This is a genomic window from Gracilibacillus caseinilyticus (assembly GCF_022919115.1).
Taxonomy (GTDB): domain Bacteria; phylum Bacillota; class Bacilli; order Bacillales; family Amphibacillaceae; genus Gracilibacillus; species Gracilibacillus caseinilyticus.
The window spans coordinates 951517-973032 of record NZ_CP095072.1 but is presented as its reverse complement, the minus strand read 5'-3'; the positions used below and the strand labels follow the sequence as shown (position 1 = coordinate 973032).

General features: G+C 37.7%; 21 protein-coding genes and 1 pseudogene. 16 read left to right on the top strand and 6 right to left on the bottom strand.

Features of this window, described 5'->3' with window-relative positions; all coding sequences use genetic code 11:
• Positions 1-46: 46 nt before the first annotated feature.
• The gene (locus MUN88_RS04680; RefSeq protein WP_244721447.1) at positions 47-784 is read right to left on the bottom strand and encodes a phospholipase A2 family protein; all 738 of its coding nucleotides are present in this window, start codon (positions 782-784) and stop codon (positions 47-49) included.
• A gap of 643 nt (positions 785-1427) precedes the next feature.
• Between MUN88_RS04680 and MUN88_RS04675 the strand changes: the two genes are divergently transcribed.
• The gene (locus MUN88_RS04675; protein WP_244721445.1) at positions 1428-1646 is read left to right on the top strand and encodes a hypothetical protein; all 219 of its coding nucleotides are present in this window, start codon (positions 1428-1430) and stop codon (positions 1644-1646) included.
• Between the two features lie 204 nt (positions 1647-1850).
• Here the strand turns inward: MUN88_RS04675 and MUN88_RS04670 are convergent, their stop codons facing one another.
• A complete protein-coding gene (locus tag MUN88_RS04670) occupies positions 1851-2555 on the bottom strand; it encodes a phospholipase A2 family protein (RefSeq protein WP_244721442.1) in 705 nt (234 codons plus the stop codon).
• 57 nt (positions 2556-2612) lie between these two features.
• On the opposite strand from MUN88_RS04670, the gene MUN88_RS04665 reads away from it, so the two are divergent.
• The 12 genes and pseudogenes from MUN88_RS04665 to MUN88_RS04610 all read left to right on the top strand — a co-directional run bounded on the left by MUN88_RS04665 (position 2613) and on the right by MUN88_RS04610 (position 15653).
• Positions 2613-2849, top strand: coding sequence for a hypothetical protein (locus tag MUN88_RS04665; protein WP_244721440.1), 237 nt, complete (start codon positions 2613-2615; stop codon positions 2847-2849).
• A 113-nt stretch (positions 2850-2962) separates the two neighbouring features.
• The gene (locus MUN88_RS04660) at positions 2963-3361 is read left to right on the top strand and encodes a hypothetical protein (protein ID WP_244721437.1); all 399 of its coding nucleotides are present in this window, start codon (positions 2963-2965) and stop codon (positions 3359-3361) included.
• A gap of 774 nt (positions 3362-4135) precedes the next feature.
• Positions 4136-4660 (top strand): hypothetical protein, encoded by a 525-nt coding sequence (locus tag MUN88_RS04655; RefSeq protein ID WP_244721428.1) that lies wholly within the window; start codon positions 4136-4138, stop codon positions 4658-4660.
• Positions 4661-5495: 835 nt separating this feature from the next.
• A pseudogene (gene rpsI, locus MUN88_RS04650) lies at positions 5496-5573 on the top strand (30S ribosomal protein S9); the annotation flags it as partial.
• Positions 5574-6188: 615 nt separating this feature from the next.
• The gene (locus MUN88_RS04645; protein ID WP_244721426.1) at positions 6189-6725 is read left to right on the top strand and encodes a ribonuclease H-like YkuK family protein; all 537 of its coding nucleotides are present in this window, start codon (positions 6189-6191) and stop codon (positions 6723-6725) included.
• Positions 6726-6983: 258 nt separating this feature from the next.
• Positions 6984-8153 carry a hypothetical protein gene (locus MUN88_RS04640; protein ID WP_244721411.1) on the top strand — a complete coding sequence of 390 codons (1170 nt, stop codon included), beginning with the start codon at positions 6984-6986 and terminating at the stop codon, positions 8151-8153.
• 75 nt (positions 8154-8228) lie between these two features.
• On the top strand, positions 8229-8741 hold the full coding sequence (locus MUN88_RS04635; protein WP_244721408.1) for a type 1 glutamine amidotransferase domain-containing protein: 513 nt from the start codon (positions 8229-8231) through the stop codon (positions 8739-8741).
• Positions 8742-9452: 711 nt separating this feature from the next.
• Positions 9453-10475, top strand: a complete 1023-nt coding sequence (locus tag MUN88_RS04630; RefSeq protein ID WP_244721405.1) for a LacI family DNA-binding transcriptional regulator — start codon at positions 9453-9455, stop codon at positions 10473-10475.
• Between the two features lie 155 nt (positions 10476-10630).
• Positions 10631-11869 (top strand): ABC transporter substrate-binding protein, encoded by a 1239-nt coding sequence (locus tag MUN88_RS04625; protein ID WP_244721402.1) that lies wholly within the window; start codon positions 10631-10633, stop codon positions 11867-11869.
• 30 nt (positions 11870-11899) lie between these two features.
• Positions 11900-13909: a glycoside hydrolase family 31 protein gene (locus MUN88_RS04620; protein ID WP_244721401.1), complete on the top strand. Its 2010-nt coding sequence runs from the start codon at positions 11900-11902 to the stop codon at positions 13907-13909.
• A gap of 33 nt (positions 13910-13942) precedes the next feature.
• Entirely contained in the window at positions 13943-14833 is an 891-nt protein-coding gene (locus MUN88_RS04615; protein ID WP_244721399.1) for a carbohydrate ABC transporter permease, read from the top strand.
• A gap of 1 nt (position 14834) precedes the next feature.
• Positions 14835-15653 carry a carbohydrate ABC transporter permease gene (locus MUN88_RS04610; RefSeq protein ID WP_244721396.1) on the top strand — a complete coding sequence of 273 codons (819 nt, stop codon included), beginning with the start codon at positions 14835-14837 and terminating at the stop codon, positions 15651-15653.
• Between the two features lie 686 nt (positions 15654-16339).
• Here MUN88_RS04610 and MUN88_RS04605 read toward each other — a convergent pair.
• Together MUN88_RS04605 and MUN88_RS04600 are read right to left on the bottom strand one after the other, a co-directional pair.
• Positions 16340-17053, bottom strand: coding sequence for a YwaF family protein (locus MUN88_RS04605; protein ID WP_244721395.1), 714 nt, complete (start codon positions 17051-17053; stop codon positions 16340-16342).
• A 285-nt stretch (positions 17054-17338) separates the two neighbouring features.
• Positions 17339-17674 carry a winged helix-turn-helix transcriptional regulator gene (locus tag MUN88_RS04600; protein WP_244721393.1) on the bottom strand — a complete coding sequence of 112 codons (336 nt, stop codon included), beginning with the start codon at positions 17672-17674 and terminating at the stop codon, positions 17339-17341.
• 126 nt (positions 17675-17800) lie between these two features.
• On the opposite strand from MUN88_RS04600, the gene MUN88_RS04595 reads away from it, so the two are divergent.
• The 3 genes from MUN88_RS04595 to MUN88_RS04585 all read left to right on the top strand — a co-directional run bounded on the left by MUN88_RS04595 (position 17801) and on the right by MUN88_RS04585 (position 19987).
• On the top strand, positions 17801-18856 hold the full coding sequence (locus MUN88_RS04595; RefSeq protein ID WP_244721391.1) for an LLM class flavin-dependent oxidoreductase: 1056 nt from the start codon (positions 17801-17803) through the stop codon (positions 18854-18856).
• 13 nt (positions 18857-18869) lie between these two features.
• Entirely contained in the window at positions 18870-19436 is a 567-nt protein-coding gene (locus MUN88_RS04590; protein ID WP_244721390.1) for an NADPH-dependent FMN reductase, read from the top strand.
• Between the two features lie 83 nt (positions 19437-19519).
• Positions 19520-19987 carry a VanZ family protein gene (locus tag MUN88_RS04585; protein WP_244721388.1) on the top strand — a complete coding sequence of 156 codons (468 nt, stop codon included), beginning with the start codon at positions 19520-19522 and terminating at the stop codon, positions 19985-19987.
• Between the two features lie 81 nt (positions 19988-20068).
• On the opposite strand, the gene MUN88_RS04580 is transcribed toward MUN88_RS04585, so the two are convergent.
• Positions 20069-20818 (bottom strand): anti-sigma factor, encoded by a 750-nt coding sequence (locus MUN88_RS04580; protein WP_244721386.1) that lies wholly within the window; start codon positions 20816-20818, stop codon positions 20069-20071.
• Positions 20811-21380: an RNA polymerase sigma factor gene (locus MUN88_RS04575; RefSeq protein ID WP_244721384.1), complete on the bottom strand. Its 570-nt coding sequence runs from the start codon at positions 21378-21380 to the stop codon at positions 20811-20813. Before MUN88_RS04575 ends, MUN88_RS04580 begins: the two co-directional genes overlap by 8 nt.
• Positions 21381-21516 lie beyond the last annotated feature (136 nt).

Below are 21516 nucleotides of genomic sequence, written 5' to 3'. Positions count from 1 at the left end.
AGAAAGTCCAAGCTTTCTGGCCTAAATTAATGAATCAAGTTATTTTTTAAAAGTAACAACCATCCGATGTGGCTCTAATCCTAATTCCAATCCCCATTGTTGTATCACCCGGACAAGAATGATTTCCTAAACAATTGAGAAGGTCTTCATGACAAGGACAAGGATCAGAATTGGTCAACAGACAATTATCATGATAATAGCAACAATAATCACAGCTATTTACAGGTCTTCCCCCTCCTGCACTTTGACTAACACCGCAATATGCACCGCAATAGTTATAGGTAATTCCTGAGAATAAGCAACAAGGTTCTATACCAGATGGAGGGTTCTCAAGAAAGCAAGCTGCTGCTGCATTACCGTCATCTTGTGCTTCTATATCTCCATCAGTACGGTTGGCGTCTGTGAATTCAGCAATATCGTTTGGTTTACCATAACCTTCTTTTTGTAATTCTCGAAAAGTTAGCTCATTATTTATATGTTTTTCATGATTATATAGACCACTTTTAGAGTCATATTCCCATAACTTTTCGGTGAATTCCAGAGTATTATTATTATGGTCTTTGGCTTCGGCTACTAGCAACTGTAATTTCTTATTAACATAGTAATATGTTGTTACTAATTTGAAGTATAGCTCTCCTTCCACAAAGAACTCGGAAACTGCAGTTGTAGGTGATGTTTTACTAACCTCAACAACTTTTTCTTTAACTAGGTCACTTTGTCTCAGATCTCCTACCACATTTTCGGCTTGTTCCAAAGTTACAAATCTACTTTTTACTGTATCCATTAATACTCCTCCTTAGTGATGTAAGCTTTTTTTACTGCTGGCCAGCATCCCTTACGTTATATAAAAGATGTATTCTTCTAAAAATAACAACCATTTATGAGAATTAAGTATTTTTATTTGTAAAACAGCTCTTATTTGAACATTTTATTAGTAGTAATCACTATTATGTTTTGGAGGAGCTATTTTTATAAAAAATGTTATAATAATGGAGATATTTCAATGAAGAAGTGACAGTCAAAACATGTTTGTATTGAAAGTACATTGGAACGATAATTGTTAAAAAGCAAGTCCTTTTTTCCAAGATACCCAATAAATTGTCTTATTTCTTTGTGTTCCAATAGACACTTGCGTCAAAGAATGCACTTGATTTAACATGGTGCATATTATGGAAAAGTAGAAGCATAACCATTAAACTTAATGAAAATGGTATTGGAAAAATTCTATTATTTGGTATGATGGAGACAGACTGAACAAATAATAATAGATATTACCGAACTGGAAGCATCAGGTCGTATAGTATGAGATCTATTTGGACTCATGTAATAATGACTTGGTGCTTTTTTGTTTAGGTAAGGATTAGTAAAAAAGGAGGGGTATCACTAGCAGATAGTTCGTGTCTGTTAGACAAATACCAAGGGCGTGAATGATTATTTATAATGAAAAATATGCTGACTTGTCTGAAGAAGAAGCAGAAAGAAAAGTAAAAGATGATAGATGGGAATGGGAAGATATAGGTGTGGGATTAATACCTGTTTTGCACAAATATAATAATAATTCACTCGATAAAAAGGTATACGATGATCATTTTAGGTTTATGTTTCATTTTGTGTTTTATATTTATGCGGTTCCCTGGGTTAATTAATTTTCAGGAAAATAATGAAGACGATTAATGTATCATTATATAGTGTATCTTTTTAAGCGAGGTTGTTCGTTACAATAGTAAATATGTTTATATTAGGGTTTTTGAAAGTAGTGTCAGATTAGGGGTTCTCTGTTAAGATGTGAGCAACAGGAAAGGTTTTTTCTTCGCAGTAAAAAAGCATTCTCATAGAAGAATGCTTTTTTATTATATAATAATACACCCAGATGCTACTTTCGCTGCTGCAATACCTGCTTTTATGGTGAAATCACCAGGAGACGGCCGAGTTCGAGTGGAACAATCAAGGAATGTGTCATGACAGCCACACGTTGATTGTACATTGTTCCATAAACAAAAATCATGAGAAAAACAACATGCGTCTAAGTCGTTTTGAATACCACTTCCGTCATTGGCACCCCCGTTAGAATGCCCGTATCCGCAATAAAGTCCACAATAACCATAGGTGACGTTTTCAAAATGACAGCATGATCCACTAAGCACACAGGAAGCAGGGTTATAAGCAGCTTGTACCGTTTGTTGTTCTTCTGTTCGTACGGGAAGATCTGTATATCGCTCCACTACGTGCTGTAAAGAATTTCTCTTCATTTCGCCTGTGTTTTCATAGGTTAATTCTCCGTTGAGGAATTCTTTATGTGTCATTTCATGCCCATCAAATTCCCATAGACTGATACCTCTGCTATTTTTCCCTGTTAATAGGTCTTCGTAAATAGAAAGAATAACTTTCAAATGATCACTGTACTCTAATACTTTGCTAGTTTCTTGAACTTCAAAAGTATTATCATCTTGCTCATCGCTGGAATAAAGAAAAGATACATGTTTAACATCTGAAGCTTTTCTGTTGTTTAGTTGTCCTTTTTCTAAAATGGTGGTGAAATGTTCATGATCAAACAATTCTTTCTTTAAGATGCTTTCTTCATCGGGTAATTGTCTGGTAGACCTCCTGAATAAATGGCGACAACACATGGTCTAGTTAATTTTATTAAGAAAGAAAAAATAGAAAATCATGAAGAGTTAGTTTCATTATTAGAATCATTGTTGGAAAAGGAGAAAATACACCCTGTCATTTGGAGATACCTTAATAAAGGTACACATGAAGAGGAAAGAGATGAAGAGTTTGACAGGAGCGTAGTGAAAGATGTAATCATATTATTAGAAAAAATTGATGAAGTAGTCATGAATAAATAAAGTGGATATGTATAGCTCTTTATCAAGATGCAAGTGACTTTGAAGGCAATAGCTATAAATGGAAATTGTATAAAAGGGACATTAGAAATTTGTCTAAGAATGTGGGGGTAAGGATGAATATAAAAGTTGAATTTTTCCAGGCTGATTTTATTCAAGCGATTGGTGCAGGTATTTATCAGATTAGTATTAATCATAATAACAAATCTGAAGTCCTTTATATAGGTGAGTCAGTTTTTGTTTTAGTAAGATGTGCATCACATCTGTATGAGTTAAAAAGGAATCCAGGGTATTTTGGTTTTACAGATAAAACAATTGATAATCCAGGTATAACATTGAAATTTAGTTTAATCGAAGAAAATGGCGATTACGCATCTAGAAAGAAAAGAGAGCTAGAATTAATAAAAGAAAGGAATATATTAAGTCAAAGTGGGATAAGAGATCACCAAAAAAATGTGGAAGATAAAATCAAAGCACTTACACAATTTCTGAATGATAGTAATGAAATGTGCTAGTGTAAAATAAGTGTCCTTCAAGTAATTGTAAAAACGACCTTAAAATTGGCTCTAGAATATCTGATTTGAAGGAATGCTAGGTATCCTTTTTTTATTGTACTAACGAAGCTCGTCTTGAATGAAGATTATTTGCTGCGCAGTACAACGATACTATGCAATAGGAAGATGAAGTAAAGTAAGCTTCAAATGGTCTATAGTAAATGCTAACATAGTGCATTATATTGGAGGCTTCTCATTAGTTGATAAATCTGTTGAGGGGGCTCTTTTTTACATTTTTTTCAAAAAATATGGGAGTTGTTAAGTTATTAATGTAAAATAATTTATAGAGAAATTTCCTTTTTTTAGTCATAGGGGTTTCGGAGCTACTACACTTATATATTTGGCTGCTAAAGGACTTCTTTCATTAAAGTCACGTGCTTTATGGGTAGCTGGTAAGGTGGCGGATAGCAATACAAAAAATAAAAGGTATGTGCATTATGAAGCAATGAGAACATCAAATCTTGGGGAGATGGGTTGGACCAGGTAGATCTAAAACAAAGGCTATTTCTAGGTTGAAAAGGGGAGTAGATACCTGGAGTATTGGATCATCAAACGCACTTAGTATTGCAAAAGGTGCTTCCCCAACTGGACGATATCGATATGATGCACCACATTCAGCAAAAAAGGAAAGCGTACGTTTGCACATTATCATCCTTATGAATATGGTACCCATTCATTCTATGGTGGGGGAAAACTCTGGTAATTTATTAATTTAATTGATAAAGGATGTGTAGTATGGGAAAAAATCATTATTTAGAGAAATTATTCCCTCCTAAGAAAATTAAGGATGTAGATTATATATTAAAATATTATTTTGAAGGAATAGAAATCTCTAAAGAAGATAATCGTATAAAATTCATTTTAGAGGATCCATATGCTCCGGAAATGGAGCTGATTAAGGGCGTTTACGTAATCTATAAAAAAGCAATACTTGAATTGCTTGAGGGAAAAATTCATTCGATTTATAGTTATGAATTTAACAGCCCAAAAAAGAAGAATAGAACTATTTCAGACGAAGATATAGAATATGTACTAGAAATGGCAACTGTTGTTGTGCTTGCAAGTGAAAATGATCAAATACTTACAACATTTTTTATTGCCGGTTCGGGAGAAAAGTTAAACAGCATATTAAACTTATGCTGCGGTTACTCAAAAGATTTAGAGAATAATGAGTTTAAAGTTAGTTTGCAAAATTTTATTGACGATATTGAAGTGGTTAAGCAGATGGGATTATTAAAAGAAATAATCGTAAATGAGTAGAGCGAAAGCTGATTCATAAAAAAGCTGTAATTTTATTTTACAATACCCTCAATCCATTATAGTTTGAGGGTCTCATATGGGCGCTAGGCATGAGCATATATACATCCTTTGTTCAGAAATCACAATAAACCATAGTTGGATTTCTTCACTTATAATTTACCATGAGTCATTGCTACAATCCATTTAAATTAAGCATCTTTATTTTGATTGATTAATTCAACTTTCCCTCCATAATTGATAAAAAGTGTAACTGTATCTACTCAACTGATTTTAAAGAGTCTTAAAAAGAATGCTAACATTTTGCTAACGAAATCCCATAAAAAGCGGTAAATCCCTGTTATAGATGTTACAGTCAACAATATCCAAAACGTTGATTTACCGCATTTTTCGCACCTCTCGTTAACGATATTACACACTCTCATTTTACGGGCAGCATGATGTAATAAATCAATTGTTTTATTTTTCGGCTTTATAATTCACACTTTCAGTCTAGAGAACTATAACATTGTAAAGCTGTTTGAACAAAATGCTAAATAATTTGCTGTTGTTGATTGTGATAACTGGGGAACTCGAAGTTTATCAGAAAGAAATGAATTTACATAATTTATAAATTATAGTCAGATGAGTGAATTTATATAAGAAAAAAGTATAGCTATATAACACAATAAATTGGAACAAAGAATTTCTTGTACATAGCCTGCCAGCGTATATATTTTAATTACATTATTGAATACCATTTGAATACCATTTACGTAAAATCGGTTAAAATCCCATTAAACCTAAAAGGGACAAAACGTTGATTTAGAGCGGTTTACATAATTCCATATAATGTAAAAAGAACCCTTGCGCTAAAGAGCGTAAGAAATACGGTCTTAAAAAAGCTCGTCGTGCACCACAGTTCTCAAAACGTTAATTATAGTCAATACCAAACCCTTCTCAAAATCGAGAAGGGTTTTTTCTTTTCTAAAAAACTATGTTAAAGTTTAATGCTGATATTAGGTGGAAAATGTAACTTCTTAATTTATGGAATATCCATTTTATTCCTTATCGTCATACTCAACTAACGCCACCCGTTCGTTTTACATAAAGACCTACACAAATAATTGCATATTATATAAATGAAGTGACAATAAGTAATTATTTCTTACCTTTTAGTTCTAAAAGTATAGGTGCTATATTTAGCAAGATAGAAACAATTGTAAAAAACCATAATGCCCTTCCAAAATTGGGTACTTCCCATAAAGCTGGCCAATCTTCCCTTTTTACCCACTCTGATTTATTTATGTCCTGTAATAATACTAATGTGCTTCCTCTCAATTTTTTGCATTACTTTTTTATTAGTTATGTCTATAGTAGCTTAAAACGAAAGAGGTGAAAAGAACTGATCCATCCGTTTTCTCCAAGGCTTAGCCTAAATAACATATAATAGTGCAAAAAAATGACCCAGTTACATAAAGTATATAAACAGTTAAAAATGTATAGAAATAGAAAAAGTGAAGAAAATCTTATATAAAAAGAGGTTTTAATCATGAGTAGGTTAAATGTTTATAATTACACGTTTCAGAACTTACAAGAAAAAGATATGACCTTTGATGATGTATTCACGCGAATCAAACGATTTATGGAGAGAGATCCTAAAGGTGACTATCGCTTAATCGTTGGGACAGACTCTCAAGTACATTGTCACTATGTACGTTTCATTACGGGTATTGTCATTTACCGTGAGCATAAGGGGGCTTGGGCCTGTATACGAAAAAATATTGTAAATAGAAAAATGGAGAATTTGCATGAGCGGATTTCTTATGAAACGTCGTTGACAGAAGAAGTAGTTTCCATGTTTACAGAGGAACGAAAGGAAACATTAATTAATATCGTGCTCCCCCATATCTATCAAGGATCAAAATTCACAATGGAGGGACATATCGATATAGGTGCCGGTGAACGGAATAAGACGAGAGCCTTTGTAAATGAAATGGTGAATAGAATCGAATCAATGGGAGTTGAACCCAAAATTAAACCGGAATCATTTGTAGCGAGCTCCTATGCTAATCGGTACACAAAATAGATAAGTAGTTTATTGTCTTTGGATGTTGTTAATTCTTAAATGAGGCCCCCACTAACCGTGATTATATCTAACCTTCATTAATACATGTATGCCCCTTTCCATATGGTGAGTCACTTTTCCTAACCGTGATAAAATCATTCTCCACCAATTGTATGAGATTATGTAAATAGGAATAGGGTATTACTTTAGAAGTATTATAACAAAGCATTTTATATGTGGTTAGGTTAGGAGATACTGGATAAGGGGGCAAAAGGGAAGATGAAAGAACATAGATGTACGTTGGGTTTTGTTACCCCGCCGTGGTACACAGAAAAAATCGAATATAAATTACAACACTGTCTTCCTGAGTTATTGAACAAGCACTTAGATGGTGAACAGGAATGGGAAGTTAAATATTCAGCCGATCCGTTAATTGGTTTAACCGAGCATTCGAAAGAAGTAATGAATGCACTTTATAGAAAGAAAGAAGAAGAAGGTTGGGACTTTGCTGTATGTTTAACGGATTTACCATTGTTCAGGAATAAAAGTCTGGTTGTGGCAGAGGCAAATGAAAAAAAACAAGTTTCATTACTAAGCTTACCAGGGATAGGCGCTTTTCCAATAATAAAGAGAATCAGGGAATCTATTATACAATTAGTCAAAGAAATGAATGGTGAAAATACGCAAAAAGAGCCAGGCAGATGGAGTCTGAATGCTTCACGGAATAAATGGAAAAATGTCTGGCGTAAACTCACTTTTATGACACCTATTTTAAAAGAAACGACGGAAATAGATGATGAGAACATGGGTGTCCGTTTCATAGTTGATTCAAGATTTAGAGCAGGTCTACGTATGATCACCGGTATGGTAAGGGCCAATCGTCCTTGGTTACTTTTCCCGTCTTTTATGAAAGTGTTGATGGTTGCTTTTACCACAGGAATTTATGCACTAGTTTTTCCAACTTTATGGAAACTAGGTGGCAGTTATGGAATAGGTCGGATGTTGCTCATATCAGTGATGGCAATCACTTCATTAGTATTATGGATTATTATTTCCCATAAGTTATGGGAAAGGCCTCATGATAATTATAGTACGTATTTAAGAAGACTATATAATTGCACCACTTTCCTTACGTTATTAACGACAATTGTGATTTATTACTTTGTACTGTATGGTGGTTTTTTATTAGCTGTATTTCTATTAATTCCAATGGATGTACTGCAGGCTCAATTATCGGGAGAAGGTGATTTTCGTCATTATTTCCTGATAGCATGGATGGCCACTAATGTTTCTACCTTCATTGGTGCACTTGGTTCCAGTCTGGAGAAAGAAGAAGTTGTGCTATCTGGAACATATGGCTATCGACAAAGACAAAGATATGAGCTTATAAAAGAATCAAAAGAGAAGCATAAGCAACAGGAGGGGAAATCAGCACCTTCTATTAAATAGAACTTGCTCATGTTTATGATTCTAATACACGTGGTAAGGAATGAATAGAGAGACAATAAATGGGAGGTAATAAAGATGGCAAAAATTGCAACAGTTATAACAGATATGTTTGAAGATGTGGAATATACGGATCCAGCGAAAGAGTTTAAAGAAGCTGGGCATGAAGTTATTACAATCGAAAAAGAAAATGGGAAGAAAGTAACTGGAAAACAAGGAGATGCAACGGTAACGATCGATTATGGTATTGACGACGTATCACCTGAATCGTTTGATGCGTTGTTCATTCCAGGCGGTTTCTCCCCGGATATACTCCGAGCGGATGATCGCTTTGTTACCTTTGCGAAGCACTTTATGGAAGAGATGAAACCTGTATTTGCAATATGTCACGGTCCGCAACTGTTAATCACGGCGAAATCATTAGAAGGTCGCGGCGTAACAGGCTTTAAATCAATTCAGGTAGACTTAGAATACGCGGGCGCAAAAGTCCAGGACAAAGAAGTAGTAGTTTGTCAGAACCAACTCGTAACAAGCCGCCAGCCTGATGATTTACCAGCGTTTATTGAAGAATCGATTAAACTGTTACCATAACTGAAGCAAGAACGTGTGATAAAAGAGAATTAGCATGAGAAAACTTCGGCACTCGCCTCGTCTTATAGCGAGTGCCGAAGTTTTTCTAGATACGAATGAAAAGTATATAATCACTCTCATTAGCGAGATAAGAAAAGGAGCCAAAAGTAGAAAGTGGTGTCACTAGATTTGTATCGTATAGCGAGAAAGGGACCAAAAGTGGGGAGCAGTCACCAAAGATTTGTATCGTTTAGTGAGAAAGGGACCAAAAGAGGAGATCCTATCCGGAGATTTGTTTACAAAGGGACTGAAAGGAACCAAAAGTCGAGACCCCATCCGAAGATTTGTATCTATAGAAGACCCGAAAGCCAGCATATCGCTTTGAAGTGTACTTTCTCTGCCCAAGGCAAAATAGAAGTAGCAATAAATTCAGTGATGCTCCACGGGGGTGGCTGGTTGTATTCCCCGCCACCAAACGTATGCCAACATGATCTCATTCCTTCGCAGTATTCTTCCGTTACATTTGGTATTTTGTTGTTACTTTTTATTAGCAAAAGCCCAGCGTCCAACAGGGAGTAAAAATTAGCAAGGTTTATCTAATGGTTGACAAAACATTGTTTAACGCTTAAACTAAAGTCAGGTCAATTGAAACCGTTTTATTTTTTGAATAAAAATGATGAACGTTCATCATTCCGAGAGGTTAACAAATGAAGTAATCAGTGAGGGAAGAGAATGAGAATAACCGCGAAAACAATCGCAGAACAACTGAATATGTCGCCAGCTACTGTCGACAGGGTTTTACATAACAGAGGAGGTGTTAGTCCTAAAACAGTTAACAAAGTGTTAGCAAAGGCAAAGGAGCTCAATTATACGCCTAATAAATCAGCAAGCTTTCTGGCCCGAAAAAAATTAGTCAACGTAGCATTTGTATTTCCTGAATATCCGGAGTATTTCTGGAAAGAGATTGAGATGGGAATTCATGCGGCATTAGAAGATTTTAAGGATTATGGGTTTCACATCGATATACGAAAAACCCCGCACACGATTGAAAAACAAATGGAAGTGGTTCAAACCATCATTCAATCTGAAGCATATGATGGACTGGTTATTTGTCCGACAGATGGGGTACCACTAACCAGCATTATTGAATCAGGGATAAACAATGATTTCCCTATTTTTACGTTTAATAATGATTCGCCATCAAGCGGTAGAATTTCACATGTTGGTGCGGATTATTATGATGCAGGAAGGCTGGCGGCAGAACTTTCTGTCCATTTTACCGGAAATTCAAAAAGATTTGCCATCATCACAGACGAAGCAAATACGTATCAGATGCAACAGAAGAGAAGAGGATTTGAAGCATTTGCACTCGAACATCAAGAGGTTGATGCAGTGAAGCTGCTTCGCTTAGACAATCAATCTATGGAGCAATCACTTACAGAAATTAAGAAGAATTTAGCGGATGTGGATAGTGTTTATGTAGCGTGCGGTTCCTTAGCTGAGGTTGCACAGCAGGTTAAACAGTTAACGGACAAACCAGTCTTAATCGGACACGATATGAGTAATGCGATATATGATAGCTTACATGAAGATATCGTGATGGCCACTATCTGTCAAGATCCAACTTATCAAGGAAGTTTAGCAGTCCGACTTGCTTTTAATTATTTAATGTTAAATAAATTGCCTGTTAAAGAAAGTCATATAGTAAAACTGGAAATCGTAACAAAAGGAAATGCGAAGTACTACTTAAACTAATTTCTCAATCAAAAATGAATCTTACTATCATTTTTGATTGAAACTATTCACCAAAATGATGAACGTTCATCATTTGAGGGGAGTGGGTATTATAGGGGGTTTGCTAATGTTATTCACCAATAATGAAAGCGCAATCTATATAGGGAGTGACAGAAATGAATAAGAAATTAATTATGTTCGTATCCTTGTTTTTATTAATCGTCCTGTCTGCGTGCAGCAATGATGAAGAAAGCGCGCAAACTGATACGGATGATGGAAAGAAACACCTTTTGCTCTGGCATTATTATACCGGATCCCAAGATGCGTTAAATCAAATAATAGAGGATTATAACCAGTCACAGGATGACATTGAAGTAAAAGCGGAATATGTCCCTTTTGATGAAATGAACCGACAATTATCAGTCGGTACTGCAGGTGACACACTACCTGATGTTGTTATAGCAGATACTGTTAACAATGCTTCAATGGCATCAATGGGCATTTTGTCCGATATTACGGAGCAGGTGGAGAAATGGGGAAAAACCGATCAACTGTTAAAAGGCCCACTTAATTCGGCGGTATATCAAGACAAATATTATGGGCTTCCTTTAACTACGAATGCGTTGGGATTATTCTACAATAAAAAATTGTTAGAAGAGGCAGGTATTGAAGCACCCCCGAAAACATGGGAAGAACTGGAGCAAGTTGCAGCGGCATTAACAACAGATGAGGTAAAAGGCTTCGGGTTATCAGCCACTCGTTCAGAGGAAGCGACCTTTCAAGTATATCCATTTATCTATTCTGCAGGTGGTGACTACCAGCATCTGGATTCACCAGAGGTAGAGGAAGCTTTCAACTTCTTAAAAGGAATGATGGACAAAGGTTACATGAGTAAGGATATTATTACGGCGACACAGGATAATTTATCAAGAAAATTCATGGAAGGTGACCTTGCCATGATGATCAATGGTCCTTGGATGATCGATCAGATTGCGGCAAAAGAAGATTTAGAATTTGGCATTACCAAAATTCCGAAAGATGAACAATACGTCTCCGTTACAGGTGGCGACAATATTGCCATTACCAAAGACGGAGATGTAGATGCGGCGTGGGATTTTGTTTCCTGGCTGTTTGAACCGGGACAAAATGAACGATTTGCGAAGGAAACGGGATATTATCCGACCAGAGCAGATGTATTGGATCAAGCAGAGTATTGGCAGACAGAACAATATTTTAAAGATTTCGTACCCATTATGGAAGAGGCAGTAGCTCGTGGACCATCTGCTGATTGGCCGAATGTATCAGAGGCAATTCAAATCTCGCTTCAGGAAGTATTAACAGGGACGAAGCCTACAGCAGAGTCTTTAAAGGATGCTGCCGAGAAAGTAGAGGAACTAGAATCTGAAGAAGAGTAAGCAGAAGTAATAATTAGAGGAGTGACGGGAATGGACAGTGTATTTACGGTAGACGGTAATCGTCTTATTCGAGAATATGATGGAGAGAAGGTGTGGCTGGAGCCGTGGGGGACGGATAGCTTACGGGCTCGCTCTACCCAACTTACCACGATGACAGAAGAGAATTGGGCATTATTGCCGCAATCCGGCGATGATGCAACGATTACAGTGGAAGAAGGTAAAGCCACTATTGAAAATGGCAAAATAAAAGCCGTAATCTCTGCAGAGGCAGCAGGTAAGACTACCTTTTACAACCAGCACGGAGAGATTCTATTAGAGGAATATGTTCGAAATCGTAAAAATTTAAAAGAGTTTACTAGTGCACTGAAAATTGATGCACGGGAATTTAAAGCAAACCTTGGCGGAGATTTTCAATTAACACAACGATTTGAATCTGATCCGAAAGAGAAAATCTTTGGGATGGGTCAATACCAGCAGCCTTTCTTAGATTTAAAGAATTGTACGTTGGAATTGGCACATCGAAACTCTCAGGCAAGTGTTCCATTTGCACTATCCAGTCTGGGCTATGGTTTTCTTTGGAATAATCCTGCGATTGGCCAGGTTACGTTTGGTAAGAATGTGACCGAATGGGTGGCCAAATCAACGAAACAGCTTGATTTTTGGATTACAGCTGGAGATTCACCTAGTGAGATTGAGGAAGCGTATGCACGGGCAACTGGTACTGTACCAATGATGCCTGAATATGGCTTAGGTTTCTGGCAATGTAAGCTCCGTTATCAAACACAGGAGGAACTCTTAGAAGTGGCGAGAGAATACAAGCGTCGAGAGTTACCGATTGATGTTATTGTAGTCGATTATTTTCATTGGCCTACGCAAGGAGACTGGAAGTTCGATACGGATTATTGGCCAGACCCGGAAGGCATGGTACGCGAATTAAAAGAGATGGGCATTGAGTTGATGGTTTCAATCTGGCCGACCGTGGATAAAAACAGTGAAAACTATCAAGAAATGCTGCGAAAAGGCTATTTAACGAGAACAGAAAAAGGGATTCGGATCACGCATGATTTCCTTGGAAATACTGTTTATTTCGATACGACACATCCAGGTGCAAGACAATTTGTTTGGGAAAAAGCGAAAGAAAATTACTACGATAAAGGCATTAAGCTCTTTTGGCTGGATGAAGCGGAGCCGGAATACAATGTATACGATTTTGAAAACTATCGCTATCACATTGGTTCAAATGCACAAGTTGGTAATATTTATCCGCTAATGTTCTCTAAAGGATTCTACGATGGTATGAAGCAAGAGGGGCAGGAGAATATCGTCAATCTTGTCAGGTGTGCATGGGCAGGCAGTCAGCGCTACGGGGCGTTAGTCTGGTCAGGTGATATTGATTCAAGCTTTGCCTCATTACGGAATCAATTTAATACCGGGTTAAATATGGGGTTAGCAGGTATTCCTTGGTGGACAACCGATATTGGCGGGTTTCAGGGTGCTTATACCGTTGATCCTGATTTTAGAGAATGTATGATTCGCTGGTTTCAATATGGAGCGTTTTGTCCTGTATTTCGTCTCCATGGGGATCGTGAACCACACTCAGAACCACTAGGAACAAGCGGTGGTGGTTTATGTCCGAGTGGAGCGGCGAATGAAGTATGGAGTTACGGAGAAGAAGCCTATCAAATCTTTAAAAAATATATGCTGATGCGTGAACGTCTTCGTCCATATATTAAGAGCTTGATGGAAGAAGCGCATGAGAAAGGCACACCTGTTATGAGGCCCTTATTTTATGACTTTGCGCAAGATAAGGAAACTTGGAATGTCGAAGATGCTTATATGTTTGGTCCACAATTATTAGTGGCGCCAGTACTTCACGAAGGTCAAAGAAGTCGACCCGTCTATTTACCGAAGGGTGCTACATGGACCAATGCCTTTACGAAGGAAGTATTGGAAGGCGGACAGTACATTGATTGTCCAGCCTCATTAGATACGATTCCGCTTTTCTTACGAGACGGGGCAGCATTGCCAATTGAGGAGTAACGAACACAATCGGAAAGGAATGGGGTGCTTCCAGTGTGGAAGGAATTTCGCAGTCAATTTAAAGGATATTTATTTGTATTACCAGCTGTATTATTTATGCTGTTATTAATTGGATATCCGCTTATTTATAATATTGTGCTTAGTTTTCAGAATGTTGATTTGAGCAATTTGGCGACAAGTGATAAACAATTTGTCGGTTTTGATAACTACAAGAAAGTCGCAGGGGAAGAGGCTTTTGGCATATCGATTGGAAATACGTTGATTTATACGGTAGGAAGTGTGATTTTTCAAGTAATCATTGGTTTTTGTTTGGCTTCCTTCTTTAGTATGAAATTCAAAATTGCTGGTTTTTTAAGAGGGATTATGATGATCAGCTGGTTAATTCCGATGACCGTTACGGCACTGCTTTTTAAATTCATGATGGGGTCTGGAGAAGGGATTTTTAATCAGATGCTGTTACATGCGCATTTAATTGATGAGCCGATCGGTTGGTTATCCAGTCCGGAAGTCGCGTTGTGGAGTGTGATTATCGCCAATATCTGGGTCGGTATTCCGTTTAATATGCTGTTATTATCGACAGGGTTAAGCAGCTTACCACAAGATGTCTATGAAAGTGCCAGTCTAGATGGCGCGAACTGGTGGCAGCGTTTGATTCATATTACGTTACCACTATTAAAACCAGTGTTGATGGTGGTACTGATGCTAGGTTTTATCTATACCTTTAAAGTATTTGATATTGTGTATGTAATGACTGGCGGCGGGCCAATCAACTCAACTGAAGTTTTATCAACTCTGGCATTTAGGTATTCTTTCTCCGATTTTGAGTTTAGTTTAGGGGCAGCAGTCGCGAATGTGTTATTCCTAATCTTATTCGCAATCAGTTTAGTCTATCTACGAATGATGAAGAAAGACGAGGGGATTTAACATGAGTAAAAGGAAAAATTGGACGTTAAGTATAGTCGGAATTGTCATTGTCGCGTTGTTCCTTTTTCCAGTCTATTGGATGATCATTACTGCTTTTAAAACACAGTCGGAAATATTCCGAACGCCGCCTACTTTCTTTCCGGAGAAGTTTCAATTAGATAGTTTTGCTACGGTAATTGAAGGTGGGATTGGACAATATTTCCTGAACAGTGTGATTATTGCCGGTTGTGCTACGATCGTGGTACTATTACTGGCGGTGCCATCGGCATATGGATTGGCGAGATTTAAGATTAAGGGCGTCTCTTCGATGATGTTAGTCTTTCTTGTCACACAAATGTTACCAGCAACCGTAGTGCTAACACCACTATTTGTTGTCTTCAATAATTTAGGACTGTTAAATACGTACATTGCCCCTGTGCTTGCAACCGCAACACTTGGGGTGCCGTTCTCAGTCTTATTGCTAAGAACTTTCTTTATGGGGATCCCAAAAGAATTGGAGGAAGCGGCCAGTATTGATGGGTGTGGTCGGCTTCGTGCCTTCCTGCAAGTGATTCTTCCAATTGCCTTGCCAAGTGTGATGGTCTGTGGAGCGATTTCGTTCTTCTTTGCCTGGGGTGACTTGATCTTTAGTATAACGTTCAACAGAGACCAGGGGCTCTGGCCATTAACGGCAGGTATCTTTAATGCCATCGGTCGTTACGGCATCGAATGGAATAATTTAATGGCATTTGCCACGATCTCGGTATTGCCGGTCATTATTATCTTTGTCTCCTTACAAAAACATTTAGTGGAAGGATTAGTGAGCGGATCAGTAAAATAGTATGAACAAAAGGCGATGCTGGTGGAGTCAGTGTTGCCCTTTTTGATAAGCAAAGAAAGTATATAAGAACAGTCATAGAAGTAATCATGCTGAACATGATGGTGAGTTCTTATAATATGGATTGTGTAAAGTAGAACTGTCTGACATTGTGGTAATTTTGATAGATTTCATTTGCTTAGCAAAGCTCCGGAAATATGCTCCGCGTCCTGTGGGCACGGCTTCATCTAGGCTACTACTTGAACAACTTCTTTGCTGCCTTGTGCCGAGGAAGCTTACTTCGAAGCGATACTAGTAGACACAGGCACAGACGAAGTGGATCTTCAGCTCGCGCTGATTCCACGGGAGTCTCCGCATATTTCCTACGCTTAAGGGAAGTACTACACCGTATGGAACAGAAGAAAGCAGTCGGGCTAGGCTTTTTATTTCATCAAATTGAGGTGTAAATTTCGCAGATAGTGCTCCCTATCCTAGCTGTTGCATGAATTGTGGAGCTATACATCAGCGTAGGCCTACCACGTAGACTCCCGCAGTACGCGAAGCGGTATCATACCACTAAAAACATGTCAAAATGACTTCTAGGATGGTTGACATAATCCATATTATAGGTAGTTGTATTTTGTCAGTTAAGACCGGGTGGACTTTCCCGTTGTTCCTTATTAATGATATTTGAGTGATGACTCATCATCTTATTTGTTTCTAGTAGATTTAAATAAAGCAACATAAATAAGCATAAACAATGCCAGCGCAAGCACTTCAAGGGATAGAATATACCACGGATAAGGTCCTAAGAAATCAAGGATACTTGCATTGCTGGTTTTTTCGGCTAAAAACATATAATTGGAACCAATCATTTTATTAATGATGCATACAAAGCCTGCAAGGATATTCAGCACGGCAAATGCTCGAATAACAGAAGCGAAAGCAGGTTTGAATTCTTCCACCCAAACCATATAAAAACAAGCGATTACAATGGTAATATGGACAATAAAAAAATGAATAAAACGCATGTGCGGGAATCCGAAAAATAGTTCAGGAGTGAGAATAGCTATAAATGCACCTGTCATACTTACAAAAAATGAGACTTCAAACACTTTATAATTTTTAGTCAGTAACATGATCGTACATAAGTATAAGGAAATAGAGCATAATTGCAATGGCAGATTGAGCTGTACATCCCATCTATCATGGACAATATACCATAAATGAAAGGAAAGTTCCCCAAGTATGAGGAGTACAACTAACATATACTTAAAGGGTCGTTTATACTGTTCTCTTATACGTTCTCTAAAAGTAAACAGGCATGTTACTAATCCGAATGATAGGCCAATCATTAAAAGATGAGAAAGAGAAAACAGGTGAAATGGATAACCGGCTTGATCAAAACTAAAAATCCTCTCCATTTATCCAGCTCCTTTGTTTCTTTATTTTTACTGTTACTAAGTCAAATTGCAGAAACGAATCATGTTTGATTGAAGAAAAGTGGTTCTTATAATACGGGTTATGTAATACTAGCGTCGGGATCATTTTGAAATAGAGAATGTGCTAGGCTATCGCTCCTGCCAATCACCCCGTGCCCCACAGGATGCGGAGCAATTTTTAGGAGCTTTGCTACGCACAATTATATTGTCAAAATAACCAATAGACATACAGTAAAAGTTTAGTTTACTGTATTATAGTATAGGTAATCATATATGTTTTTGCTCTTTATGTCTCGTATGATTCACTCCCCATTCATGCATCGCTTCTAAAATTGGCTGCAGACTTTTGCCATAGTCCGTTATGGAATATTCCACTTTGGGAGGGACTTCAGCGTATACTACACGCTCCACGATGTCCTCTGCTTCTAATTCGCGCAATTGTTTGGTCAGCATTTTTTGTGTGATGCCAGGCATTTGTCTTCTGAGCTCATTAAAGCGCTGTGTACCATGATTTAATAAGTGTAACAAAATAATGGGCTTCCACTTCCCGACTAATATACTTAAGGCATCCTCTATTTTGCAGGCATTTGTTTCATACTTCATCCATTATCCTCCTTAATATCAACAGTAGTATCATTTAGTATACTATATACCATATAAGTGCGTACTTACATTATATTCTGTTATGATTCATAATAACATATAAGTGCAATAGAAAGGGTGTTGAATATGGAGCAATATCGAATCGATCCACAAAAAGGATTAGAATTTGGTTTATATACATTAGGTGATCATCTGCCGAACCCTGCAACAGGAGAGAGAATCTCAGCCTCTCAACGTTTGGAAGAGATTATTGAGTTGGCCAAACTGGCAGAGGATGTGGGCATTGATTTCTTCAGTGTCGGAGAAAGTCATCAGGATCACTTCACTACACAGGCACATTCGGTTGTATTATCAGCCATCGCACAGGCGACGGAAAAAATAAAGATAGCGAGTTCTTCTACGATTATCAGCACGCTAGATCCGGTACGAGTGTTTGAAGATTTTGCGACCATTGATTTAATTTCGAAAGGACGTACCGAATTGATCGCAGGACGTGCTTCCCGAGTTGGGAACTTTGAGCTTTTAGGTTATGATTTGCAAGATTATGAAGAACTATATGAAGAGAAGTTCGATCTGCTATTACAAATTAATCAAGAGAAATACGTAAACTGGGAAGGAAAATATCGTGCACCGCTACGAAATGCGCATGTTTTGCCAAGGCCTTACCAAGGCTCGTTGCCAATCTGGCGTGCTGTCGGAGGACATCCATCTAGTGCAGTGAAAGCAGGATACGCAGGGGTACCTATTTTTGTAGCAACATTAGGAGGACCTGTTTCGATTTTCAAACGAACCATTGATGCGTATCGTGATGCGCTGGGAGAAGCCGGACATAATCCAGATCAATTCCCGGTTGCAACCGCAGGATTTTTCTATTTGGCTGAAACGACACAGCAAGCACAACGGGAAACCTATCCATCAATCAATGAAGGCATGCAAAAAACGAATGGCAGAGGTTACCCGAAACAGCATTTTGCACAGGGTGCCAGCCCACGTGATGTCATGAATATCGGCAGTCCGCAAGAAGTAATTGAGAAGATTCTTTATCAGCATGAAATGTATGGCCATCAACGTTATATTGCACAGATGGATTTTGGTGGTATACCTTTTGATAAATTACGCAAAAATATTGAATTGATAGGCAAAGAAGTGTTGCCGGCGATTCAGAAATATACAGCGAAGTAGGAGACGATCAAATATGAATATCGTAGCGATTGCAGGTTCTGTTGTCGGGTCTAAGACTAAAAGTGCCATGCAATATACAGTGGAAATCTTAAAAGATAAATACCCAGATCAGGAGGTGTCATTATTGGATCTGGCAGAATATGATATGCAATTTAGTGACGGCAGAAATTATCTGGATTATCAAGGTGATACCAAATTTGTAACGGAAACAATCATGAATGCAGATGTAATAATGGTTGGGACGCCGATTTTTCAAGCATCGATCCCAGGTACCTTAAAGAATCTATTTGATCTGCTGCCAACCAGTGCTCTCGAGGGAAAGGTAGTCAGTATGCTTGTAACAGCAGGCTCGCAGCGTCATTATCTTATACCAGAACAGCAGTTGAAGCCGATTCTATCCTATATGAAAGCACAAGTTGTGCAGCAATATGTATATATAGAAGATGTAGATTTCTATCGCAAAGAAATTACCAATGATGATGTGCTGTTTCGTATCGAACGATTAGTAGAGGATACGATGATGTTAGCGAGAACTTACCAGCAGATGCAACGGGAAAAAGATGCAAAATATGATTTTTAAAAGGAAAAGCAGACGTAAGTGAGTCTGCTTTTTGTGTTAATATAGAGATTATATTTGATAGAAATAGTCTTGGAGGACAATGTATGAAAGTGTTGAAGGTTACCATTCATCTTGGTTTTATGATGTATTTTCTCTTTATGATTTCTCTTTTGTTTTTTGGCTCAAGAGGGTACGGAGGAGTGAATATGACATGGTTTCAATATGTCAGAGGCGCGTCCAATTTCGTTCCTTTTCAAACAATACAAATGTATGTAGATGCACTATTGAATGGCTCAATGAGTATTAATATCCCTATTATCAATCTTGGTGGCAATATCTTGATGTTTGTCCCTTTGGGCATAGCAATTCCATTTTACTCACGCAAGTTGGCAAAACTAGGGAGGTTTTCATGTGCTATCCTGCTGACGCTGTTTGTAATCGAGAGCATGCAGCTTATATCCAGAAGAGGTAGTTTTGATATTGATGACTTTATCCTTAATTATCTAGGTGGTTTGATCGGATTTGGAGTATGGAAATTCATCGATTGGCAATACAGGCGGCAAACTCATTAATGATTGACTCTGATGCGTTGGAATCAATGTTTGAAAAAATGTATCACCATAAGAAAAGGAGCTGACTATCAGCTCCTTGTGTTAACTTTCTATTCCTGCCGCTAAAATAATGTCCCCTTGTGGTTCCTGATTGTCTGCGCTTGGTTCTAAGGTAATGGCAATGGTATCCCAATTGACATTTGATTTTTCCAATTCCGATAATGAGAATGCAACAGCTCCTTCTCCTGCCTGATTTGGAACAAATGTACCTGCTCTGTATGGTTTATCATCTTCTAGCAGCCATACTTGGTATGCTTGATCTCCTTCAATCTTTTGCAGGTTTTCGGCTTGCACGAGTAATACTTTTTCTCCGTTATTTTGCACGATAGATGCTCTTCCGGCTGCATTCATTATTTCGGTGTCTTCTAATGATACACTGTTAATAATCTCATCAATTGTGGCGGCTGTTTCGCTGTCAGGGTTATCAGCGGGTTGATTTAATAGATAAATGTTCCCTATTAAAGAGAGAAGCAAGGCAGCGGCGAGACCATTTTGTATCCATGTTTGGTATTTTCTTTTTGACTGAGGCTTTGGCTTGAAATTAGGAGTCGCAGCTTCGTCTGTTTTTTCTTGTTCTTCTTGCAAGATGTTTCCTAGTACTCGATCTTTCATTCCTTCGTTGGGTGTCACAGGTTCTGATATAAATGGTAAGTCTTCTGTAAGTTCCTGCAGTTCTTTAAGTTCTTCCTGACATGCATCACAGGTTGCCAAGTGCTCTTCAAACTGTTTTTTATCTATTTCAGTTAGTTGATCATTAAAATAATCGATGACTTTCTCGCATTGTTTATTCATTTATATCCCCCCTTTTTTCCTCTAACATATGGAGTTTTTCTTTGAGATGTTTTAACGCAAGTCGTATTCTTCCTTTAACTGTGCCGAGCGGAATCCCGAGCTGATCGGCAATTTTCTGTTGTGATAATGCTTTAAAATAAAAGAGTATAATAACTTTTTGCTGGTCTTTCTTTAATTGTTTCATGGCCTGTTTGATTTGCTTTGTATCTTCTTTCCATTCCACTTCTTCTTCTAAAGAGGTGTCATCGACATGTGTGGCATCTCGTTCTTCCAGTGAGAAATCCTTACTGTCTTTCTTTTTACGCATAAAATCAATAGCTGTATAACGCGATATCGTCAGCAGCCATGAGGAGAACTTTCCTTTAGAAGGATCATACATACCTTTTTTTGTCCATATCTTTAGGAAGACATCCTGGACTACTTCTTCGGTTACCTCACGATTTTGGGTCATTTTATAAACAAAAGAGAATAATAATTTCTCATACTTATCATATAACGCTTCAAGGGCTCTTTGATCACCATTTTGAATGTTCTGGTACCATGTTACGTCTTGTTCATTCATAGCCTTCTCCTTTCGACGATTTTCCATCATTATAGACAAGACAAGCCGATTAAACAAATGTAAGCGATTCTGATGCAAAATGATTTAGTCCAATTCTACTAACTTTAGGAAAAAGATGTATAATTCCCTGTTTGCT

Bases quoted from the DNA above. Each gene is read 5' to 3' on its own strand.
- MUN88_RS04680 (WP_244721447.1), bottom strand. From the start codon at position 784: ATGGATACAGTAAAAAGTAGATTTGTAACTTTGGAACAAGCCGAAAAT.
- MUN88_RS04675 (WP_244721445.1), top strand. From the start codon at position 1,428: ATGATTATTTATAATGAAAAATATGCTGACTTGTCTGAAGAAGAAGCA.
- MUN88_RS04665 (WP_244721440.1), top strand. From the start codon at position 2,613: ATGGCGACAACACATGGTCTAGTTAATTTTATTAAGAAAGAAAAAATA.
- MUN88_RS04660 (WP_244721437.1), top strand. From the start codon at position 2,963: ATGAATATAAAAGTTGAATTTTTCCAGGCTGATTTTATTCAAGCGATT.
- MUN88_RS04655 (WP_244721428.1), top strand. From the start codon at position 4,136: ATGGGAAAAAATCATTATTTAGAGAAATTATTCCCTCCTAAGAAAATT.
- MUN88_RS04645 (WP_244721426.1), top strand. From the start codon at position 6,189: ATGAGTAGGTTAAATGTTTATAATTACACGTTTCAGAACTTACAAGAA.
- MUN88_RS04640 (WP_244721411.1), top strand. From the start codon at position 6,984: ATGAAAGAACATAGATGTACGTTGGGTTTTGTTACCCCGCCGTGGTAC.
- MUN88_RS04635 (WP_244721408.1), top strand. From the start codon at position 8,229: ATGGCAAAAATTGCAACAGTTATAACAGATATGTTTGAAGATGTGGAA.
- MUN88_RS04630 (WP_244721405.1), top strand. From the start codon at position 9,453: ATGAGAATAACCGCGAAAACAATCGCAGAACAACTGAATATGTCGCCA.
- MUN88_RS04625 (WP_244721402.1), top strand. From the start codon at position 10,631: ATGAATAAGAAATTAATTATGTTCGTATCCTTGTTTTTATTAATCGTC.
- MUN88_RS04620 (WP_244721401.1), top strand. From the start codon at position 11,900: ATGGACAGTGTATTTACGGTAGACGGTAATCGTCTTATTCGAGAATAT.
- MUN88_RS04610 (WP_244721396.1), top strand. From the start codon at position 14,835: ATGAGTAAAAGGAAAAATTGGACGTTAAGTATAGTCGGAATTGTCATT.
- MUN88_RS04605 (WP_244721395.1), bottom strand. From the start codon at position 17,053: ATGGAGAGGATTTTTAGTTTTGATCAAGCCGGTTATCCATTTCACCTG.
- MUN88_RS04600 (WP_244721393.1), bottom strand. From the start codon at position 17,674: ATGAAGTATGAAACAAATGCCTGCAAAATAGAGGATGCCTTAAGTATA.
- MUN88_RS04595 (WP_244721391.1), top strand. From the start codon at position 17,801: ATGGAGCAATATCGAATCGATCCACAAAAAGGATTAGAATTTGGTTTA.
- MUN88_RS04590 (WP_244721390.1), top strand. From the start codon at position 18,870: ATGAATATCGTAGCGATTGCAGGTTCTGTTGTCGGGTCTAAGACTAAA.
- MUN88_RS04585 (WP_244721388.1), top strand. From the start codon at position 19,520: ATGAAAGTGTTGAAGGTTACCATTCATCTTGGTTTTATGATGTATTTT.
- MUN88_RS04580 (WP_244721386.1), bottom strand. From the start codon at position 20,818: ATGAATAAACAATGCGAGAAAGTCATCGATTATTTTAATGATCAACTA.
- MUN88_RS04575 (WP_244721384.1), bottom strand. From the start codon at position 21,380: ATGAATGAACAAGACGTAACATGGTACCAGAACATTCAAAATGGTGAT.